This is a genomic window from Catenuloplanes atrovinosus, from assembly GCF_031458235.1.
In the GTDB taxonomy this organism is placed as follows: Bacteria; Actinomycetota; Actinomycetes; order Mycobacteriales; family Micromonosporaceae; genus Catenuloplanes; species Catenuloplanes atrovinosus.
Map to the genome: position 1 here is coordinate 765,178 of NZ_JAVDYB010000001.1, position 17,487 is coordinate 782,664.

General features: G+C 74.4%; 18 protein-coding genes. 8 read left to right on the forward strand and 10 right to left on the reverse strand.

Annotation, left to right across the window (positions count from 1 at the left end):
* Positions 1-12 precede the first annotated feature (12 nt).
* On the forward strand, positions 13-162 hold the full coding sequence (locus J2S41_RS03435; protein WP_310362922.1) for a hypothetical protein: 150 nt from the start codon (positions 13-15) through the stop codon (positions 160-162).
* A gap of 48 nt (positions 163-210) precedes the next feature.
* Positions 211-942, forward strand: coding sequence for an EcsC family protein (locus tag J2S41_RS03440; protein WP_374728105.1), 732 nt, complete (start codon positions 211-213; stop codon positions 940-942).
* 106 nt (positions 943-1,048) lie between these two features.
* Here J2S41_RS03440 and J2S41_RS03445 read toward each other — a convergent pair whose 3' ends face one another.
* Entirely contained in the window at positions 1,049-1,885 is an 837-nt protein-coding gene (locus J2S41_RS03445; protein WP_310376263.1) for an SGNH/GDSL hydrolase family protein, read from the reverse strand.
* A 159-nt stretch (positions 1,886-2,044) separates the two neighbouring features.
* Between J2S41_RS03445 and J2S41_RS03450 the strand changes: the two genes are divergently transcribed.
* Entirely contained in the window at positions 2,045-3,397 is a 1,353-nt protein-coding gene (locus tag J2S41_RS03450; protein WP_310362925.1) for a transaminase, read from the forward strand.
* A 130-nt stretch (positions 3,398-3,527) separates the two neighbouring features.
* Here the strand turns inward: J2S41_RS03450 and J2S41_RS03455 are convergent, their stop codons facing one another.
* Both J2S41_RS03455 and J2S41_RS03460 read right to left on the reverse strand, forming a co-directional pair.
* Positions 3,528-3,980, reverse strand: a complete 453-nt coding sequence (locus J2S41_RS03455; protein WP_310376265.1) for a response regulator — start codon at positions 3,978-3,980, stop codon at positions 3,528-3,530.
* A 140-nt stretch (positions 3,981-4,120) separates the two neighbouring features.
* The gene (locus J2S41_RS03460; protein ID WP_310376267.1) at positions 4,121-4,831 is read right to left on the reverse strand and encodes a SigB/SigF/SigG family RNA polymerase sigma factor; all 711 of its coding nucleotides are present in this window, start codon (positions 4,829-4,831) and stop codon (positions 4,121-4,123) included.
* A gap of 363 nt (positions 4,832-5,194) precedes the next feature.
* Here J2S41_RS03460 and J2S41_RS03465 point away from each other — a divergent pair, with 363 nt between their 5' ends.
* The gene (locus tag J2S41_RS03465) at positions 5,195-5,728 is read left to right on the forward strand and encodes an RBBP9/YdeN family alpha/beta hydrolase (RefSeq protein WP_310362927.1); all 534 of its coding nucleotides are present in this window, start codon (positions 5,195-5,197) and stop codon (positions 5,726-5,728) included.
* Positions 5,729-5,820: 92 nt separating this feature from the next.
* Here J2S41_RS03465 and J2S41_RS03470 read toward each other — a convergent pair whose 3' ends face one another.
* Positions 5,821-6,696, reverse strand: coding sequence for a class I SAM-dependent methyltransferase (locus J2S41_RS03470; protein ID WP_310362930.1), 876 nt, complete (start codon positions 6,694-6,696; stop codon positions 5,821-5,823).
* An 81-nt stretch (positions 6,697-6,777) separates the two neighbouring features.
* On the opposite strand from J2S41_RS03470, the gene J2S41_RS03475 reads away from it, so the two are divergent.
* Positions 6,778-7,278: a GNAT family N-acetyltransferase gene (locus tag J2S41_RS03475; protein WP_310362932.1), complete on the forward strand. Its 501-nt coding sequence runs from the start codon at positions 6,778-6,780 to the stop codon at positions 7,276-7,278.
* A gap of 65 nt (positions 7,279-7,343) precedes the next feature.
* Positions 7,344-7,949, forward strand: coding sequence for a hypothetical protein (locus J2S41_RS03480; protein WP_310362935.1), 606 nt, complete (start codon positions 7,344-7,346; stop codon positions 7,947-7,949).
* Here J2S41_RS03480 and J2S41_RS03485 read toward each other — a convergent pair.
* Positions 7,936-8,316 carry a universal stress protein gene (locus J2S41_RS03485; RefSeq protein ID WP_310362938.1) on the reverse strand — a complete coding sequence of 127 codons (381 nt, stop codon included), beginning with the start codon at positions 8,314-8,316 and terminating at the stop codon, positions 7,936-7,938. The genes J2S41_RS03480 and J2S41_RS03485 overlap by 14 nt on opposite strands.
* Before the next feature lie 134 nt (positions 8,317-8,450).
* Between J2S41_RS03485 and J2S41_RS03490 the strand changes: the two genes are divergently transcribed.
* Both J2S41_RS03490 and J2S41_RS03495 read left to right on the forward strand, forming a co-directional pair.
* Entirely contained in the window at positions 8,451-9,584 is a 1,134-nt protein-coding gene (locus J2S41_RS03490; RefSeq protein ID WP_310362939.1) for a PP2C family protein-serine/threonine phosphatase, read from the forward strand.
* Between the two features lie 49 nt (positions 9,585-9,633).
* Entirely contained in the window at positions 9,634-10,140 is a 507-nt protein-coding gene (locus tag J2S41_RS03495) for a MarR family transcriptional regulator (protein ID WP_310362940.1), read from the forward strand.
* Here the strand turns inward: J2S41_RS03495 and J2S41_RS03500 are convergent.
* The 5 genes from J2S41_RS03500 to J2S41_RS03520 form a co-directional block, all read right to left on the reverse strand.
* Complete coding sequence (locus J2S41_RS03500; protein ID WP_310362941.1) at positions 10,114-10,983, reverse strand: NAD-dependent epimerase/dehydratase family protein; 870 nt, start codon at positions 10,981-10,983, stop codon at positions 10,114-10,116. The two genes, J2S41_RS03495 and J2S41_RS03500, sit on opposite strands and share 27 nt — an antisense overlap.
* A gap of 27 nt (positions 10,984-11,010) precedes the next feature.
* A complete protein-coding gene (locus tag J2S41_RS03505; protein WP_310362943.1) occupies positions 11,011-12,210 on the reverse strand; it encodes a cytochrome P450 in 1,200 nt (399 codons plus the stop codon).
* A 304-nt stretch (positions 12,211-12,514) separates the two neighbouring features.
* Complete coding sequence (locus tag J2S41_RS03510) at positions 12,515-13,990, reverse strand: AMP-binding protein (protein ID WP_310362946.1); 1,476 nt, start codon at positions 13,988-13,990, stop codon at positions 12,515-12,517.
* A complete protein-coding gene (locus tag J2S41_RS03515) occupies positions 13,990-14,994 on the reverse strand; it encodes a 3-oxoacyl-ACP synthase III family protein (RefSeq protein ID WP_310362949.1) in 1,005 nt (334 codons plus the stop codon). The genes J2S41_RS03510 and J2S41_RS03515 overlap by 1 nt, the downstream gene beginning before the upstream one ends.
* A 128-nt stretch (positions 14,995-15,122) precedes the next feature.
* Positions 15,123-17,177 carry an amylo-alpha-1,6-glucosidase gene (locus J2S41_RS03520; RefSeq protein WP_310362951.1) on the reverse strand — a complete coding sequence of 685 codons (2,055 nt, stop codon included), beginning with the start codon at positions 17,175-17,177 and terminating at the stop codon, positions 15,123-15,125.
* Positions 17,178-17,487: the final 310 nt, after the last annotated feature.

Genomic DNA, 17,487 nt, shown 5'->3' on the forward strand with positions numbered 1-17,487 from the left:
GAGGAGGCAGTCATGGCACGCATCGTCGACCGGATCCAGACGTTCCTGCGCTCGCCCGCGGGCCGCAAGGCCGTGGAGCGCGCCCAGCGGGAGCTGGCCAAGCCGCAGACGCAGCAGAAGTTGCGCGGTCTGCTGACCCGGTTGTCCGGCCGCCGCCGCTGACCGGCATCCTCGAATCCTCACCACCCGCACATCACCCGGAGCGCACACGTGACCGTACCCCCGGATGGATTCTCCAGTTCCGCCGCCGATGACGACCCGGTCGCCGAGGACGAGACGATCGCGGCGCCGCCCGGCAACCTGTGGGACCGGATGAAGAGCGACCCGCAGTACGCGCCGGAGCATCTGGCGCTGGAGGCGGTGCGCCGGCTCGGGCCGCAGGCGCGCGACTGGGCCGAGCGGTCCCGCGCGATGCAGCCAGACGTCCCGGCCGACGTGCTCGCCCAGCGCGCCGTCAAGCGCTTCCGCAACCACGCGCGGCTCTCCGGCGCGGTCTCCGGCGCGGCCGGCCTGCCCGGCGCCGTGGTCGACGTCGGCGTGCTCGCCTGGACCCAGGCGCGCATGGTGCTGCACATCGCGGCCGCGTACGGCATCGACCCCACCCATCCGGACCGCGCCACCGACCTGCTGGTCCTGCAGAAGGTGCACAAGGCCGCGGAGGCCGCCCGGATCGCGCTCGGCGTGGCGGCCGGGCGGGAGCGGGCCAGCGCGCTGTTCGCCCGCTCGGGCGGCACGCCGCTGACCGGCGTGATGCTGCGGCTCGGCATCCGGCTGGCGCAGATGGCCGGCGTGCGCGCGGCCAAGCGGATGGTGGCCAAGGTGGTGCCCGGCGCGTCAATCGCGCTCGGCACCTGGGCCAACTCCAGCGCCACGACCGCGCTGGCCAAGCGCGCCGTGGAGATCTTCCGCGACACGCCGCGCTCGTTGCCGTCGGCGACCTGACCGGCGTTCTTCCGGCGACCACCGCGGAACCGGCAGGGAGGCCGCCCGCGGCCGACCGGTGCCCGCGGGAGCATGCGGCCGGCACCACGCCGGAAGCGGGAAAAGGCTAGAAGGGGTAGGTCTTCTCCGCGATGGCGGCCTGGCCGGCGACGTTCGGGTGGAAGAAGTCGAGGTGGTTGACGAGGTCGAGCGTGAACCGGACCCGGTGCACGGCGCCCTCGTCATCCCGGCAGCGCTCGCCGAACTCTCGGCATGCCCGGCGCAGCTCGCGGTTGTAGTCCTCGATGCGGTGGTCCACCTCGCGGCGGCGGTCCTGGTCCGCGTCGGCCAGCGACTCCGGGTTGCCGAGCATGGACGGGCAGATGCCGCGGTTCCAGGCCGCGACCGCCCGATCGTCCGTGTGCCCGAGTTCCCACAGCCGGTAGACGTCCGGGATGCTGGCGACCAGCACCTCCGCCTCCGGCAGGCCCTCGCCGATCGTGGCCAGCGCCGCGTCCACCTGGGCGCGGAAGTCCTCCACCGGCGTCATCGCGGCGGTGGTGGCGCGGCAGGCGTCGTTCGCGCCGATCATGACGGTCACGTACGACGCGCCCGACCGCACCGCCGCCTCGGCCTGGCCCGGCAGGTCGGCCGCGCGGGCGCCCGCCTTCGCGAAGTTGTGCGCGTTGTCGGTGATGTCCGGGTTACCGGCGCGAATGCGCAGGTAGTGGCTGTCCACGTCGGCGTCGAACCCGGTCGACCAGGAGTTGCGCACGCAGACGACCAGCGTCACGCACGTGCCGTAGCCGGCGGTGATCGAGTCGCCGAGCGCGGCCATGGAGGCCGGGAGTTGGCCGGAGTCCGGCGGCGGGTCCGCCCCGGGGGTGCCGCCCGCCTCCCCCTCGCAGGCGAGCGCGAGCACGCTGAGCGCGGCCAGGACCGCGACCTGCCAGCGTCGTAACACCATCAACATCCTCCGATGCTGCGGACGGCGATGACCATGTGACTCTACGTTGTTGAGGTGGCGAGACGCATGCCAAGTTCTCGTCCGGGTGACACCTGAAAACCGAGCGGTCGGCTGTTATTTTGAGGGGCCCTCACCCGCCGGATCGGAGGGCCGTTCATGATTGACCGCGGGCGTCTGGCCACCCTGCTGGCACGCGAGCGCGTCACGTACGCCGACCGCAACCCACGCTCCGCCGCCGCGTACGCGCACGCCGAGCACCTCTTCGGCCGGACGCCGATGACCTGGATGAACAAGACCGCGGCCGGGTTCCCGCTCTACCTCGGCACGGCCCGCGGCGCGCACGTCACCGACCTGGACGGGCACGACTACGCGGACTTCTCGCTCGGCGACACCGCCGCGATGGCCGGCCACAGCCCGATCCCGGTGGTCGAGGCCGTGCACCGCCGGCTGGCGGCGCTCGGCGGCGCCACCGCGATGCTGCCCACCGAGGACGCCGAGGTGGTCGGCGCCGACCTGGCCCGCCGCTTCGGGCTGCCGCTGTGGAGCTTCGCGCTGACCGCCACCGACGCGAACCGGTGGGCCGTCCGCCTGCTGCGCGCGGTCACCGGCCGCCCGCGCATCCTGGTCAACAGCTACTGCTACCACGGCTCCGTCGACGAGACGCTGATCGTCGTGGGCCCGGACGGCCGCCCGCGCGCCCGCGCCGGAAACGTGGGCGCGCCGGTCGACGTCCTCGCCACCAGCCGCGTCGCCGAGTTCAACGACGTCGACGGCCTGGCCCGCGAACTGGCCCACGGCGACGTCGCGGCGGTGCTGATGGAGCCCGCGCTGACCAACGTCGGCATCGTCACGCCGGAGATCGGCTATCTCGCCAAGGTGCGGGAGCTGACCCAGCGGTACGGCACCTACCTGATCAACGACGAGACGCACACGTTCTCCGAGGGGCCGGGCGGGGCCACGCGTGCGTGGGAGCTGCAACCCGACGTGGTCACCATCGGCAAGGCGATCGGGGGAGGCCTGCCGTCGGCGGCGTACGGCATGACGAGCGAGCTCGCCGACGCGCTGGCCACCCGTTCGGACCTGGACCTGGTGGACGCCGGTGGGGTGGGCGGCACCCTGGCGGGGAACGCGCTCTCGATGGCCGCCACCCGCGCGACGCTCACCTCGGTGCTGACGGACGCGGCGTTCGAGCACATGATCTCCATGGCGCGGGCGTTCGCGGCCGGGGTCCGGCTGGTGCTGGACCGGCACGGGCTGTCCTGGTCGGTGTGCCAGCTGGGCGCGCGAGTGGAGTACCGCTTCGTCTCCCCCGCGCCCCGGAACGGAACCCAGTCGGCGGCGGCGGCGGACCCGGAACTGGAGGACTACCTGCACGTGTACATGGCGAACCGGGGGGTGCTGCTGACCCCGTTCCACAACATGGCCCTGATGTGCCCGGAAACCACCCTGGACGACGTGTCCCGCCACCAGGAGTCCTTCGACGCGGCCATCAAGGAACTGGTGGGTTAGGGCGGTTCTCCCGGTTCCGCTGGTGGCAGCGGGCCTCCATCGGCCACGCGGCCGGCGCCCGGCCGCGGGACCGGTGCCCGCTCCGCGTATGCGGGCCGCGACCCGCCGGACGCGGGAAGATGAGATTCCCCTACGACCAGGACTGCTTCGGCAGCACCACGATCTGGCCGAAGAATTCGTCGATGTTGCGGACGACGTGCTCGAACTCGTCGAGGTCGATCGGCTTGGTCACGTACGCATTGGCCTGGAGCGTGTAGCTGGACAGGATGTCGGTGTCCGCCTTGGAGGTGGTCAGGACCACGATCGGGATGAGGCGGAGCCGCTCGTCCGCCTTGACCTCGGCGAGGACCTGGCGGCCGTCGACGCGGGGCATGTTGAGGTCGAGCAGGATGAGGTCGGGGCGCGAGGCGTCGGCGTGCTTGCCCTCGCGGCGGAGGAACTGGAGCGCCTCCTGGCCGTCGCCGACCACGTCGACGTGCTTGGGGCTGCCGGAGGCCTCCAGGGCCTCCTCGATCATGAGCACGTCGCCCGGGTCGTCGTCCACCACGAGGATGCGGACCGGCTGCGTGGAGGTGGACATCATCACCGGGGGTTCCTCGTTTCGGTTCGCGTGCGGGAGAGCAGTCTAAGGCACGCGAGGGGGTATGGCGGGCGCGACGAAGGCGCGCCGGCCAGGCACGGGGGAACCTGGCCGGCGCGCGGTCTCGTGGGGGTCCGGACGACTCAGCAGTCGTCGGGGCCGAAGTGGCCGCGGAGCTTGGTGAGCGCGCGGGCCAGCAGGCGGGACACGTGCATCTGGGAGACGCCGATCTGGTCGGCGATCTGCGACTGGGTGAGGTTGCCGTAGAAGCGGAGCGTCAGGATCTTCTGCTCGCGCTCGTCCAGCGTGGCCAGCGCCGGGCCCAGCGCCACGCGCAGCTCGGCCAGCTCGTACTCGCGGTCGACGCCGCCGAGCGTGTCGCCGAGCTCGGTCGAGCCGTCCGCGGTGGCGGGCGTGGAGAGCGAGGTGGCCGTGTACGCACGGGCGCCCTCGAGGCCCTCCAGGACCTCCTCCTCGGTGACCTTCAGGTGCGCGGCGATGTCCGCGACCGTCGGCGAGCGGCCCAGCGACTGCAGCAGCGTGCTGTTCGCCTCGGAGATGGCCAGGCGCAGCTCCTGGAGCCGGCGCGGGACCCGCACGTCCCAGGTCCGGTCGCGGAAGTAGCGCTTGATCTCACCGATGATGGTGGGGATCGCGTAGCCCGCGAAGTCGACGCCACGCTCGGGGTCGAACTTGTCGATCGCCTTGATCAGGCCGATCGTGGCGGTCTGCTCGAGGTCGTCCATCGGCTCGCCGCGCCCGGAGAAGCGCAGCGCGAGGTGACGGGCCAGCGGGAGCCATGCCTCGATCGCCCGGTCGCGGAGTGCCTCGCGGGACGGGTGCCCGGCGGGCATCGCGCACAGCGTCTGAAGAAGTTCGGTTGCCTTGTCTGCCTGCGTGGCGCGGCTGCTCAGCGGCTCGGTCTTCGTATCGGCCGCCGCCGCGGCCGGCGTCGTCGTTGCGGTCATGGTGGTCCTCCCGGCACCTCGATGTCCTCCGAACCTCGGGGGCGCGAGTCGATGGTTGGTGCACGACATCGACCGGAGGCTCGGCGACGTCTTGATAGCCGCTGGCCTCCCGGCTCAAACCACTTTTCTTCAAGAATATTTGCCGTCAGCCAATCGAGTTCGGTTACCATGCGCAGCGTAGTGAATCAACTACCAGATGTGACGGACTTCCGACTCTCCTATCAAACGATGAGTGTCTATGATGTCGCCGTGGCACGGATACTTCTCGTACCCGGGCGCAGCGCCGCCTCACCTGACCACTGGCAGTCCCGTTGGGCCGCCGCGAATCCGGAGTACCAGTGGGTGCCCCGCCCGAGCGGCCCGCTGTTCGACCTCGACCTGCGCGTCGCCGCGCTGCACCGGGCGATCACCGCGTCCCGCGAGCCCGCCGTCCTGGTCGCGCACAGCGCCGGCTGCGTCACCACCGTGGTGTGGGCGGTCCGGCACGCCGGGCCGGTGCGCGGCGCGCTGCTGGTCGCGCCGCCCTACATCGATCCGGAGTGGACGCCCGGGCCGGACGACCCGGACGAGCCGGCCATCGACGTGCCGCGCACCGCGCTGCCGTTCCCGGCGATCCTGGTGGCCAGCCGCACCGATCCGTACGCGGAGTTCGAGGAGTCCAGGGAGTACGCGGAGGACTGGGGCGCGCAGCTGATCGACGCCGGCGACGCCGGGCACGTGAACAGCTCATCCGGCTACGGCCCCTGGCCGGCCGGCGAGCAACTGCTGAAGAACCTGCTATAAGCGGTCTTCCCGCTTCCGGCGTGTTGCGATCCGCATGCCCGGAGCGGGCACCGGCCGGCCGTGGCCGGCCTCCCCGCGCGTTCGGAGTCTGGTCACGAAAGGGCCCGTGCGGCGTGGACGGTGCGGGCGGTGAGCATGAAGACGTCGGGGCGCAGCGGCACGCCGTCCGGGGCGTGCGCGTCGATCAGGCGGTCCAGCGTGGCGACGTCCTCGCCGGACAGGTGCTCCGCGAGCGTCTCCCGGCGGCGGGTCAGATCGCCGAGCACGTGCTCGCGCGCGTGGTCCGGCAGCGGCGCGGGCAGGTCGGTCAGGAACGAGCGCGTCCCGGCCGGCTCCAGCCCGGCCGCGGCCATCATCGCCGGCCAGTGTTCGTGCGCGCGCGTGTGGCCGGGCAGCGACGCGCGCATCGCGGCGAACCACTCCTCCTGCGCCGCGTCCAGCCGCTCCTGCAGGCCGGGCCGGCCGAGCCCGAAGTCGCGCGGCAGGTAGCGCGGCGCCAGCCCGCCCTCCTGGAGCGCCAACAGACCGCCCGGGCGCAGCAGCCGCGCGATCCGGCGCAGCGCGTCCTGCTGGTCGCCGAGGTGGTGCAGCGCGCCGCTCACCCACACCAGCCCCGCCTCGCCGGCCGGCAGCGTGTCCAGGCCGTCCGGCAGGTCCGCGTGCCGGGTCGTGATCCGCAGGCCGTCCCGTTCCGCGCGGGCCCGGGCGCGGTCCAGCAGCGGCGCGCTGCCGTCGACCGCCACCACCTCCGCCTCCGGGAACGCCACGGCCAGCAGCGCGGAGATCGCACCGGGGCCGGCGCCCAGGTCCAGCACGTCGGCGACCGGACCGGTCAGGCCGCGCAGCCAGGCGAACGCCTCGCGCAGGGCGGGCGCGTACAGCCCGGCGCCCCGCTCCAACTGATCGCCCATGCGCGCCCAGTCGATGTCGGTGTGCCCGTGACCGTGTCCGTGTCCGTGTCCGCTCATGGTGGTGACTCTGCCACCCACGTCGTACCCCCGTCGGAAAACGTTTGGTCGACGGTGACGTCGGTTGGCTAGGGTCGAGTGATGATCACGGTACGGCGGGCGGACCCATCGGACGCGGCGGAGCTGGTACGGCTTCGCGCCGTGATGATCCGGGACGCGTTCGGCGAGCCCGAGCCGCGACCCGGTGAGTGGAGTGAGATCGCGCAGCGCCAGTTCCGGGCGCGGCTCGCGGACTCGGCCGGGCTGCTCGCCGCGTTCGTGGTCGACCGGCCGGACGAGCCGGAGCGGCTGGCCTCCTGCGCGGTCGGCAGCGTGGACACCCGGATCGCCAGCCCGAACTCGCTGACCGGCGAGAGCGGCTACATATTCAACGTCGTCACCGACCCGGAGTACCGCGGCCGGGGCTTCTCGCGCGCGTGCATGGAGGAGCTCATCGAGTGGTTCGCCAAACGCGGCGTGGCGCGGGTGTCGCTGCACGCGTCGCCGAGCGGCGAGCCCGGCTACCGCGCGCTGGGCTTCGCGCCGCCCCGGCACACCGCGCTCCAGCTCGACCTCTGGAACCGTTCGGCTCAGGACGGCTGAGGCCCGGCCGATGGTGCGTCACGACCGCCACGGACGGCGGTCGCGCACACCACGGAAGGGCGACCATGAACCGCACCCCACGGGCCACCGGCCTCGGCATCGCCGGGGTCGCGATGCTGCTCGCGCTCTCCGGTTGCAGCCTGCTCGGGCTGACCACGGAGAGCACGACCGGGTCCGGTGCGGCCGAGGCCGGTACCGCCGACTGGTCCACGCGCGTGCTCGCCGGCACCCCCGCCGCCAGTCCCACGCCCGGCGCGCCGCTCAGCCCCACGCCCACCAGCGTGCTCACGCTCGAGCCGGACCCGCCGGTGTCGGTCAGCCCGGTCCCGTCCGAGTGCGTCGGCAACCTGCGGCCGAACGTGCTGAACGGGCTCACCGTCACCCCCGGCGCCGGGCAGGCCACCGTGAGCTGGGTCAACGTCGGTGACCCGGCGGTCGCGTCGTACCGGCTGGCCGCGATCCCGCAGACCATCTACCACGGCGAGCAGCCGCCCGCGGACTGGCAGGACGTGCCGGCCGGCGAGGGCTGCACCACCATCACGCAGACCGTGACCGGGCTGAAGAAGGGCGAGGCGTACATCTTCTGGCTGGACGCGATCGTCAACTCGTACGAGTACGGCGTAGGCCGCGACATCCAGATCGCCCGCTCGACGCCGGTCATCGTCCGGTGACGGGCGCGGTCACCGTCGCCGTGCGGGTCCGCGGCACGCGCTGACCGGCGCTGAGCACCAGCAGCGCCGCGTTCTCCGCCGCGTGCGCCAGCGCCACCTCGGGCTCGCCCAGCATCAGCTCGCGCACCACCGGCGGGCGCGCGGGCAGGCCGCGTACCGCGTCGTCGATCGCCTCCGCCTGCGCGCGCTGCAGCCGCCGCCGCTCGTCCGGCAGCGTCCCGGCCGCGCGCGCCACGTCCCGGTCCCGGGCCGGCCAGGCGGTCACCACCCGGAGCGAACCCTGCCGCCGGGCCGCCGTTCGCGCCGCCCACCGCAGCGCCGCCGCCGACTCGGGTGTGCCGTCGTAACCGATCGCGATCCGCTCCATGACAGCCTCCTCGGGCTCCCTTCGAGTCTTGCGATCCGGCGCGGTTGGGTAACAGGGCCGTTGGTCCCGCCCGTGGGCCTGGACCCGCGGCCGGGGGTGCTGGCAAGGTGGACCCACCAGGGGAGGAGCGGCGGATGGCGGACGACGACTTCGGCGCGCTGTTGCGGGCGACCGCCCCCGATCGCCTGGTCGAGGCCGCCGACGAGCACCTCCGTGAGTGGTACGGCGTGGCCCGCGTGGACGTGCTGATGGCCGACTACCGCATCTCCGGGCTCTGGCCGGTGCTGGACGGCCACGAGGACCCGGTCGGCGGCGTGCTGCGCGACCGCGGCGCGTCCGCCCGCTGCTTCGCCGGCCAGCAGCCGGTGTTCGAGGACGGCCGGGTGTTCCTGCCGCTCACCGTCTGGGGCGAGCGCGTCGGCGTGCTGGTCCTGGACGGCGACGACCTCGACGTGGACCGGCTCGCCGAGGCCGCGGACGAGCTGGCGATCGCGCTGCGCGCCGCGGACCGGGACACCGACCGTTACCGCCGCGCCCGCCGCCGCGAGCGACTGACCATGGCCGCGGAGATGCAGTGGGACCTGCTGCCCGGCCGCAGCCTCAGCCACCCGCGCTTCGAGCTGGCCGGTCAGCTGGAGCCGGCGTACACGGTGGCCGGTGACCACTTCGACTGGGCCGTCACCGACGAGCGCCTGACCATAACGGTGCTGAACGGGGACGGCACCGGGCTGGCCGCGTCCGCGCTGGCCGGGCTCGCGGTCAACGCCATGCGCAACGCGCGCCGGTCGCACGGCGACATCGTGGAGCAGGCCGAGCTGGCCTCCGACACCATCTTCGCGTACCACGGTGGCGAGCGGCACGTGGCCACGCTCCTGCTGGAGGCGGACCTGGCCAGCGGCCGGGTGCTCGCGGTCGACGCGGGGTCGCCGCGCGCGTTCCGGGTCCGCGGGTCCCAGCTGTCCCCGGTCCTGCTCGACCAGCAGCTGCCGCTCGGCATGTTCGGCGAGGCGCGATACTCCACTCAGGCCTTCATGCTGGAGCCCGGCGACCGGCTCTTCATCGTCAGCGACGGCGTGCACGCGGCCGCACCGGGCGAGCGCGAGTCGTTCGGCGAGGCGGCGCTGCACGCCGCGATCCGCGCGACCCGGCTGCAGCCGCCGGCCGAGGCGGTCGGGTCGGTGATGCGCGGGCTGCAGGACTATCACGACGACGCGGACCCGGAGGACGACGCGGTCATCGTCTGCCTTGATTGGCACGGTACGGACTGATCCGCTTCCACCGGGTTGAATTCGCCGGACGTGGGTATGCGCTCCGGTTATGAAGAGCGTGGCTGATCTGGCCGTCGCCGTGGAGGCGGCCGTCGGGCCGCTGCTCGACGTGCTCGACTCCGCCCGTAACGACCCCCGCCTCCCGGTGTCGGCCACCCAGTTCCGGGTGCTGACCATTCTCGCCCGCCGGCCCGGCCTCAACCTCGGCGGACTCGCCGAGGCGCTGGACGTGGTGCCGTCCTCGGCCAGCCGGCTGTGCGACCGGCTCGCCGCGACCGGGCTGATAACCCGGGCGCCCGACCCGCGCGACCGGCGTGAGGTGCACCTGACGCTGACCTCCACCGCCACGGAGCTGCTCGAGGACCTGCGGCAGCGGCGGTGCGACGCGATAGAGGGGGTGCTGACCAGGATGCCGGCCGGGTCGCGCCGCGCGCTGCTGCGGTCGCTGACCGCGTTCGCGATGGCGTCCGAGGCGGTGGCGATCGAGGCCGCCAAGGCGATCGAGGCGATCCCGCCGGACCCCGGCCCGTCAGCCGACGGGCTCGGCGCCGCGTAGGAAGTCGCCCAGGTCGCGCGCCGGCTCCCAGCCCTGCGCGCGGGCCCTGCCGATGTCGAGCACCAGCCCGTACGCGAGCTGCTCCACCGCGTACCGGGTGACCCCGGGCGCGCGCAGCGCCGCCGCGGCCAGCGCGACCGCGACCGGGATCTCCCGCACCCGCACGCCCGGCAGCACCCGGGCGATCGTCTCGTTCCGCGGGTACGGCCGGGCGTCCGCGATGTTGTACGGCCCCGCCGGCCACGCGCACGCCCGCAGGCAGGCGTCCGCCAGGTTCTCCACCGCGGTCAGGCTCAGCCGCGTGTCCGCGCCGGGCAGCCGGATCACGCCGCGCCGCACCGCCCGCCGCAACCGGGGCAGCAGGTGCGGATCCCCCCGCCCGTACACCGCCCGAGGCCGCAGCACCACCGCGCCCGCCTCGATCGCCAGCCGCTCCCCGGCCGCCTTGGTCCGCCCGTAGACGCTCCGCTGCCCGTCCACCGGATGGTCCTCGGTCACCGTGCCGTCATGCGGCCGGTAGACGCTGCCGCTGCTCACCCACACCACCGGCCGCCCATCCGCCGCGTCCAGCAGCCGCCGCGCCCCGTCCACGTTGACCGCCCGCGACGCCCGCTCCGGCGCCGGATCACCCACAGCCGCCGCGAGGTGCAGGATCAGGTCCGCGCCCCGAAGATCGGGCGGCCCGCCGGCGGCATCCCACGGCAGGTGGCGGGTTCCGTCCGGCCCCGGACGCCGCCCGAGACAGACCACGTCGGCCCCACGGGCCACGGCCGCCCGTGCCACGTACCCACCGCAGAACCCGCTGCCCCCGGTCACCGCGACCCGCACCCCCGGCCCGATCACGCGACCCTCCCGGGCCTGGTCACGCGTTCATTCGACTGGACCATGCGCCCGTCCCGGCCCGGTCAGGCGTTCGTCCGGCTCGATCGGGAGCCCATCCCCGGTTGAGCGCGTCGCCGTGATTCGCAGCGTGCGCCAGCCGGGGAGCGCGGCGGCGCGGTCGGGCCGCGCGGCGACGACCGCGGGACGCAGCGGCGCCAGCGCCTCGAGCACGTCCCGCAGTTGTGCCCGGGCCAGGGCCGCGCCGGGACAGGCGTGCGGCCCGGTGCCGAAGACCAGCTGCGCCACGTGCGGCGGCGCCGGATCCAGCGGGTCCGGATCGCGGTGGTGCGCCCCGGCGGCGTGCCGGGTCACCAGGACCAGCCGGTCGCCGCGCGACACCGGGCAGCCGCCGATCGTCGCGTCCCCACCGGCCGCCCGGGGCAGCAGCGGCGTCGGCACGATCACCCGCAACAGCTCCGCGACCAGCGCGTCCACCCGCTCGCCACCCGCCGCATGCTCCCAGAGCCCGTCATCGGCACACCACGCCACGGCCCGCGGAATCCCCGCCACCGTCGTGTTGATGGCCGCGACCGCCACCATCGCCGCCAGCCCCGCGCCCATCTCCGGCCCCAGTCCCTCCGGTGAGGAGCTGGTGCCGCAGATGCGAGGGGAGGTGGCGAGCAGCGTGGTGAGCCGCGCCGCCGTGGTCGCCGGATCGTGGCCACGCCGGGGTGGCAGGTGCGGTCCCGGCAGGTGGGCGCGGGCCGCCGCCGCGGCCGCGCCGCGGGCGGCCGTGGCCAGCGCGCGCGGGTCGGCGTCGATGGCGAGCAGCGCCGCCGCCGTGCGACCCGCCAGCTCCGCCGCGAGATCGACCACGTCGAGCCGGCCGCCGTCGCGCAGCTCGCCCAGCCGGTGATCGAGTACGGCGCGCCACACCGGCCGCAGCCGCTCCACGCCCGCGCTGCTCAGCCGCGTGGCGAGCGCGCGCCGCGCGTCCCGGTGCGCCGCACCCTCCTGATCGAAGAGCAGATCCGCGTCGGCCAGGTCCCGCGCGATCGCGCCGGTGGTCCCCGCCGCCCGCCGATCCAACGGCACCCGCGTCATCGCCTCGATGAACTCCTCGGTCCCGTTGACCAGCAGCGTCCCGCCCACCCGCGCGACCGGCCGCCGCCGCACGGCCGCCAGCAGCCCGAACAGGAACGGATGCGCACCCAGATAGACCCGCCGATCCCGCTTGCGCCCGCTCATCGCACACTCCCGGCCCGCCGGCGCCCCGACTCGACCACGGCCCGGCTTCCCACCGCCGCCCAGCCGTTTCCGGCGGCTTTGCTCTGCTTACCTGGGCGCGCCGTCGCCACATCGACCGCTGCCCGCACGTTTCCGGCGGCTTTGCTCTGCTTACCGGCGCGCGACGGTGCCGCATCGAGCGCTATCCGGACATTTCCGGCCGGTTTGTACTGCTTACCGGTGTGCGACCGCGCCGCCTGCCGCCGCCCCGGACCGGCCGCCGCCGGTTGGTAAGCAGAGCAAAGGCGGGCGGCCACCGGCGCACTCACCGGGCGCGCCCGGTGGCGACCATCCGGGCGGCCACGTCGGAGGCGGCCGCCCGGTCCGGCTTGCGGGAGCGGCCGGACACCGGGACCGCGGCGAAGATCAGGTGGTCCGGGCGCGCCTCGCCCATCCGGGACAGCGGTCCCCGCAGGGCCGCGCGCACCGCCGCCTCCGACGCCCCGGGTTCCAGCTCGATCAGCGCCGCCACCGTCTCGTCCTGGTCCGGTGCGGGTACGCCGACGATCAGCGCGAGCGCCACGCCCGGTACGTGCAGCGACGGCTCGTACAGCCCGGGATAGATGTTCTCCGCCGCGCGCAGGATCATGTCCTTCGCCCGCCCGGACAGCACCACCCGCCCCGCGTCCAGCGTGGCGACGTCGCCGGTGGAGACCCAGTCGTGCGGCGCCAGGCCGAGGTAGCGGTGGCACATCTGGGGTGCCCGCAGCTCCAGCACGCCGTCGGCGGCGCGCCGGGCGCAGACGCCGGGCAGCGGCGCGCCGAGCAGGTCGCCGTCGCCGGTGAAGCCGAGCTTCTCGCGTGACTCGACGGCGGCGGCCGGGAAGACCTCGGTCAGCGCGTACACGCCCCACGCCTCGGTGGCGCCCGCCCGCCGTACCCGGGAGAGCAGCGTGGCGGACACCGGCGCGGAACCGCTGTAGACGCGGCCGGTGAAGCGCGCGCCCGCGTCCAGCGCTGCCCGCAGCTCCGGCGGCGTGAGGTAGGTGGCCTGTGGGTGCAGCCGGGCGAGCTGCCGCGCCAGCGTGCGTGGCCGGCCGGCCGGCATCGCCACCGGTGCGCCGGCGGCCAGCGCGGGCGCGAGCACGAAGAACGTGCCGCCGGCGACCGGCGCGTCCGCGTCCGGCCGGACCAGCTCGGTGACCGCGCGCATGCCGGCGTCCAAGCCGGCCCGGCTGTGCACGACCGCGCGCGGGCTGCTGGTGGTGCCGGACGTGAACACGACGACCGCGTCGCCGTCCCCGTCGTAGACCGGCGGTGGCGTACCGCCGGAGGGGATCTCCAGCGCGGGTGCGGAGCCGGGCCAGCGGCGGCCGAGCGTGGCCACCGGCGCCAGGTCGCCGAGCGGTGGCAGCGCCAGCTGGGCACGCCGGGCCAGCGGTGCGGCCCAGGACGCGAGCGCCTGGGCCGCGCCGTCCGCCACGATCAGCGCCGGCGACGCGAGCCGCAGGCGGGCCAGCAGCACGTCCGGGCCGGCGGACGGGTCGAGGATGGCGGTGCGCAGGCCGAGCCGGTGCGCGGCGAGCATCAGCGCGAGCGCGGCCGGGCCGGGGATGACCGCGACGCCGAGCGTGTCGCCGGCGCGCAGGCCGCGGTGGTGCAGTGCGCGGGCGTACCCCTCGGTGAGGTCGTGCAGGTGGCCGCGGGTGGCGCGGACGACCGGGCGGCCGGTGCGGGTGGTGCCGAGGACGGCGGGACGGTCGGTGTCGCGGCCGAGCGCCGCGCGGAGCGGGCCGAGCATCAGGCCTTCTCCCACACCATGGTCATCATGCTGACGCCGCCGCCCAGCCCGACCAGCAGCACCCGGTCGCCGGGCAGCAGATCAGCGAAGATCCGGCTGAGCTGTACGCCGAGGCTGGCGCTGGCCAGATTGCCGAGCGACGGCAGCGTGGGCACCAGCTTCTCCGCCGGCACGCCGGTGATCTCCACGAACCGGGCGAGGTACGGCCCGGTGACCTGGTGGACGAGCACGTGCCGGTAGTCGTCCCAGTCGAGCCCGGTGCGCGTGCCGACCCGCTCGACGATCCCGGCGCCGATCTTCTCGAAGACCGCGCGCAGCGTGTGCCCCTCGCCGGTGAAGTACGTGTACTCGTCGCCGCGCGGGTGCCGGGAGCCGCCGCCGGGGATGCCGCCGACCCGCCAGTGCTCCGAGTGCGTCTCCGTGTCGACGTCCAGGATGCCGCCGCGCGCGACCGGCTCGACCAGCACCGCCGCGCCGCCGTCGCCGAACGTGTACCCGGCGAACGACTCGCGGACCTGGCGCATGTCGGTGAGCGTGTGGCGCATCGCCCGGGTGGGGGTCTCCCCGGTGACGACCAGGACGCGCCCGGCCCGGCCCGCGATGATCATCGACCGGGCCAGGTCGATGCCGTTGATGAAGCTGTTGCACGCGTTGGTCACGTCCAGCGCGTGCGCGCGCGACCCGAGCGCGGCCTGCACGATGTGCGCGGTGGCCGGCTCGACCATGTCCCGGCTGGCGGACGCGAAGAGCAGCACGTCGACGTCGAGCGGGTCGAGGCCGGCGTCGTCGAGCGCGCGGCGGGCGGCCGCGGTCGCGAGCGTGGACGCGTACTCGTCGTCGCCCGCGATCCGGCGCCGTCGCACGCCGGTGAGCTGCTCGAACATGCCGTCCGGGAGGCGCAGGCCGCTGGCGCCGGATATTCGCCGCTGCAGCTCCGCCGTCTCCACCTCATGGTCCGGCAGCGCGGCGGCGGCGGCCGTGATCCCCACCCGAGTCATGATCATGCGGTGTAGCCTCTCGCAGCCGTCCCCCTCGCCGGATGAGTAGGGGCACTCAGTGCAGCACACGCAGGCCAGCGCACATGATCGAGGCGCCGCCCGGGTGATCCGGACGGCGCCTCGTTCGTACCGGGTCAGAGACGGTGACGGATGCGGTTGAGCTCCGCGACCGAGCGGGCCGAGAACGGGACGCCGGTGGCGGCGTGCGGCGCGTCACCCTCCGCGGTCTCGCTGACCGAGCCGAGCCCCCACTCGTTCAGGTGGGCCTCCAGGCCGGTCAGCACGCCGTCGGTGGGCAGCCCGGCCGCGATGCACGCGTCCAGGTACGGCCCGATCAGCCAGGGCCAGACCACACCCTGGTGGTACGCGGCGTCGCGCACGATCCGGTTGCCCCGGTGGGTGCCCAGGTAGCCGAACTCGCCCACCGCGAGCGAGCGCAGGCCGAGCGGCGTGAGCAGCGCGGACCCGGCCACCCGGATCGGCGACGGCATGGCCTCGCCGCGCAGCGGCGCATGCGGCAGGCTGAACGCGAGCAACTGGTTGGGCCGCAGGCTGGCGTCGTCGTGGTGGGTGCCGCCGAGCGGGTAGACGGCCGGCGGCGCGTCGACCACGTCGTAGAGCCAGCCGTCGGGCGCGGCGAAGCGCTGCTGGAACGACGCGAGCGCGGTCTCGTGCGCCTTGGTGAGGTCCGGGTTCTCCCGGCCGGCCGCGCGCAGCAGCCCGATCAGGCCGGCCAGCGCGTTGACCCAGAGCGCGTTCACCTCGACCGGCTTGCCGGTGCGCGGCGTCACCGCGACGCCGTTGAGCCGCGCGTTCATCCAGGTCAGCGCGTTGCGGTCGGAGTCGTGCCGGAGCAGGCCGTCGGAGTCGGCGACCTGGAGCACCGGCGCCTGGCGCTGGGCCGGCGTTATCGGCGTGAGCGCCTGGGTCGGCGTCTGGAGCACCGCGGCCAGCGCGGACCGGGTCACCTCCGGCCGCTCCTCGCGCGGTGCCGGGCGGGTGGCCTGGCCCAGGCCGACGTGCCGGAGGATCAGGTCGGTCAGCGGGTCGGCGAGCGCGGCGGCGAGGTCGGTGTCGCCGAGCCGGGTGACGTGCCGCTCGACCGCGTGGACCAGCCACAGCGGGCCGTCCACCGGGTCGTGCAGCAGCCCGGCGTCGGCCGCCTCGACCGCGGCGGTGACGCGCGCCTGGAGCAGCGCGGCGCCCTCGGAGCCGCGGCCGGTGTCCAGGAACAGCCCCTCGTACGCCGTCATGGTGTCGCCGAGGTAGGCGTTGAACCACGGGTAGCCGGCGATCACGTCCGGCCCGCTCGCGGTGTCCACGATGAACGCGTCCGCGGCGAGCGCCAGCGCCGCCGCCGTGGAGTCGGCCGGGTCCGCGCCGGTGACCAGCTTGTGCGCACGGTCCCGGGCGGCCGCGACGATGGTGGCGGCCGGCGGCGGGCGCTCGCCCAGGTCACCGGCCCAGGCGGACACCTCCAGCGCCTGCCCGATCTCCAGCGTGGCGGCGAACGAGCCGGCGTGCCACAGATCCTCGACCGGGTTGAGCCCGCGGTCGGCCTCGGCGCGCGCGAACGCGTCCAGGTGCCACTGGCCGCCGGCCGTCCACCCGGGACCGGCCAGCCGGTACGCGTCCTCGATGACCACGCCGTCGGAGACGGTCCGCACGGTCAGCGGCGCGCCGTCCGCCCGGCGCTCGCCGTGCGCGTCGCGCCAGGTGCACATCGCGGCCAGCGACAGCTTCACCGGGCCGGGCGCGGAGATCAGGCGGTGCACCACGCCGAGCGACGGCTGGCCGTGCGCCATCGCCAGCTCGCGCTCCAGCACCACGTCGCCGATCCGCCACCGCCAGCGCGGCAGCCCGTCGGCGAGCTCGAACAGCTCCAGGTGCGCGTGGCCCCTCGGCGCGATGGCGCCGGACGCCCACTCGTGCGTGTAGAGCGGCACCGTGGCGCCGGAGGGCAGGGTGACGGTGGCGTCCAGCGCGGCGAGCGCCACGTGGCGTTCGGTGAGCGCGGCGTCGGCCACGGCGAGCAGTGCGTGGTACCGCCGGGTGCGCAGGCCGGAGATCGTTCCCATGGCGTATCCACCGACGCCGTCGGGCACCAGCCATTCGCGGGACGCGCCCGCTCCCTCCGACAGGGAGGCGCACACCTGGGGACCGAAGATCAGCGGTGCGTTCAACAGCACGAGCCCTCTGTGATCGATTGGATCGCGACAGGATCCATCGGGGTCTTCACCGAACGGAGAAGACCCAGTGTTGGCAGGCGATGCGGTCGACGTTAGCAGCTTCCGCGCAAGATTTTGGCTCCCGTCCATGAGGAACTTCGGCGGTACGCGGGGCGAGATCCTCTCGTGGCAACTGGGTGGATTAGCCCGGTGACTCTCGGGGCATAAGCGCTGCGCCCTCCGGCGCGTCAGCGGGCGCGCCAGGGGTACGGGTGTCCGGAATCACCGTCGCGTGGCGTCGCTGCGGTGCGGGTCCGATCCGGCGAGGATG

What these genes read in the sequence shown, in the direction of transcription:
- J2S41_RS03435 (WP_310362922.1), top strand. Translation starts at nt 13, where the DNA reads ATGGCACGCATCGTCGACCGGATCCAGACGTTCCTGCGCTCGCCCGCG.
- J2S41_RS03450 (WP_310362925.1), top strand. Translation starts at nt 2,045, where the DNA reads ATGATTGACCGCGGGCGTCTGGCCACCCTGCTGGCACGCGAGCGCGTC.
- J2S41_RS03455 (WP_310376265.1), bottom strand. Translation starts at nt 3,980, where the DNA reads ATGATGTCCACCTCCACGCAGCCGGTCCGCATCCTCGTGGTGGACGAC.
- J2S41_RS03460 (WP_310376267.1), bottom strand. Translation starts at nt 4,831, where the DNA reads ATGCCCGCCGGGCACCCGTCCCGCGAGGCACTCCGCGACCGGGCGATC.
- J2S41_RS03470 (WP_310362930.1), bottom strand. Translation starts at nt 6,696, where the DNA reads ATGAGCGGACACGGACACGGACACGGTCACGGGCACACCGACATCGAC.
- J2S41_RS03475 (WP_310362932.1), top strand. Translation starts at nt 6,778, where the DNA reads ATGATCACGGTACGGCGGGCGGACCCATCGGACGCGGCGGAGCTGGTA.
- J2S41_RS03480 (WP_310362935.1), top strand. Translation starts at nt 7,344, where the DNA reads ATGAACCGCACCCCACGGGCCACCGGCCTCGGCATCGCCGGGGTCGCG.
- J2S41_RS03485 (WP_310362938.1), bottom strand. Translation starts at nt 8,316, where the DNA reads ATGGAGCGGATCGCGATCGGTTACGACGGCACACCCGAGTCGGCGGCG.
- J2S41_RS03490 (WP_310362939.1), top strand. Translation starts at nt 8,451, where the DNA reads ATGGCGGACGACGACTTCGGCGCGCTGTTGCGGGCGACCGCCCCCGAT.
- J2S41_RS03495 (WP_310362940.1), top strand. Translation starts at nt 9,634, where the DNA reads ATGAAGAGCGTGGCTGATCTGGCCGTCGCCGTGGAGGCGGCCGTCGGG.
- J2S41_RS03505 (WP_310362943.1), bottom strand. Translation starts at nt 12,210, where the DNA reads ATGAGCGGGCGCAAGCGGGATCGGCGGGTCTATCTGGGTGCGCATCCG.
- J2S41_RS03510 (WP_310362946.1), bottom strand. Translation starts at nt 13,990, where the DNA reads ATGCTCGGCCCGCTCCGCGCGGCGCTCGGCCGCGACACCGACCGTCCC.
- J2S41_RS03515 (WP_310362949.1), bottom strand. Translation starts at nt 14,994, where the DNA reads ATGATCATGACTCGGGTGGGGATCACGGCCGCCGCCGCCGCGCTGCCG.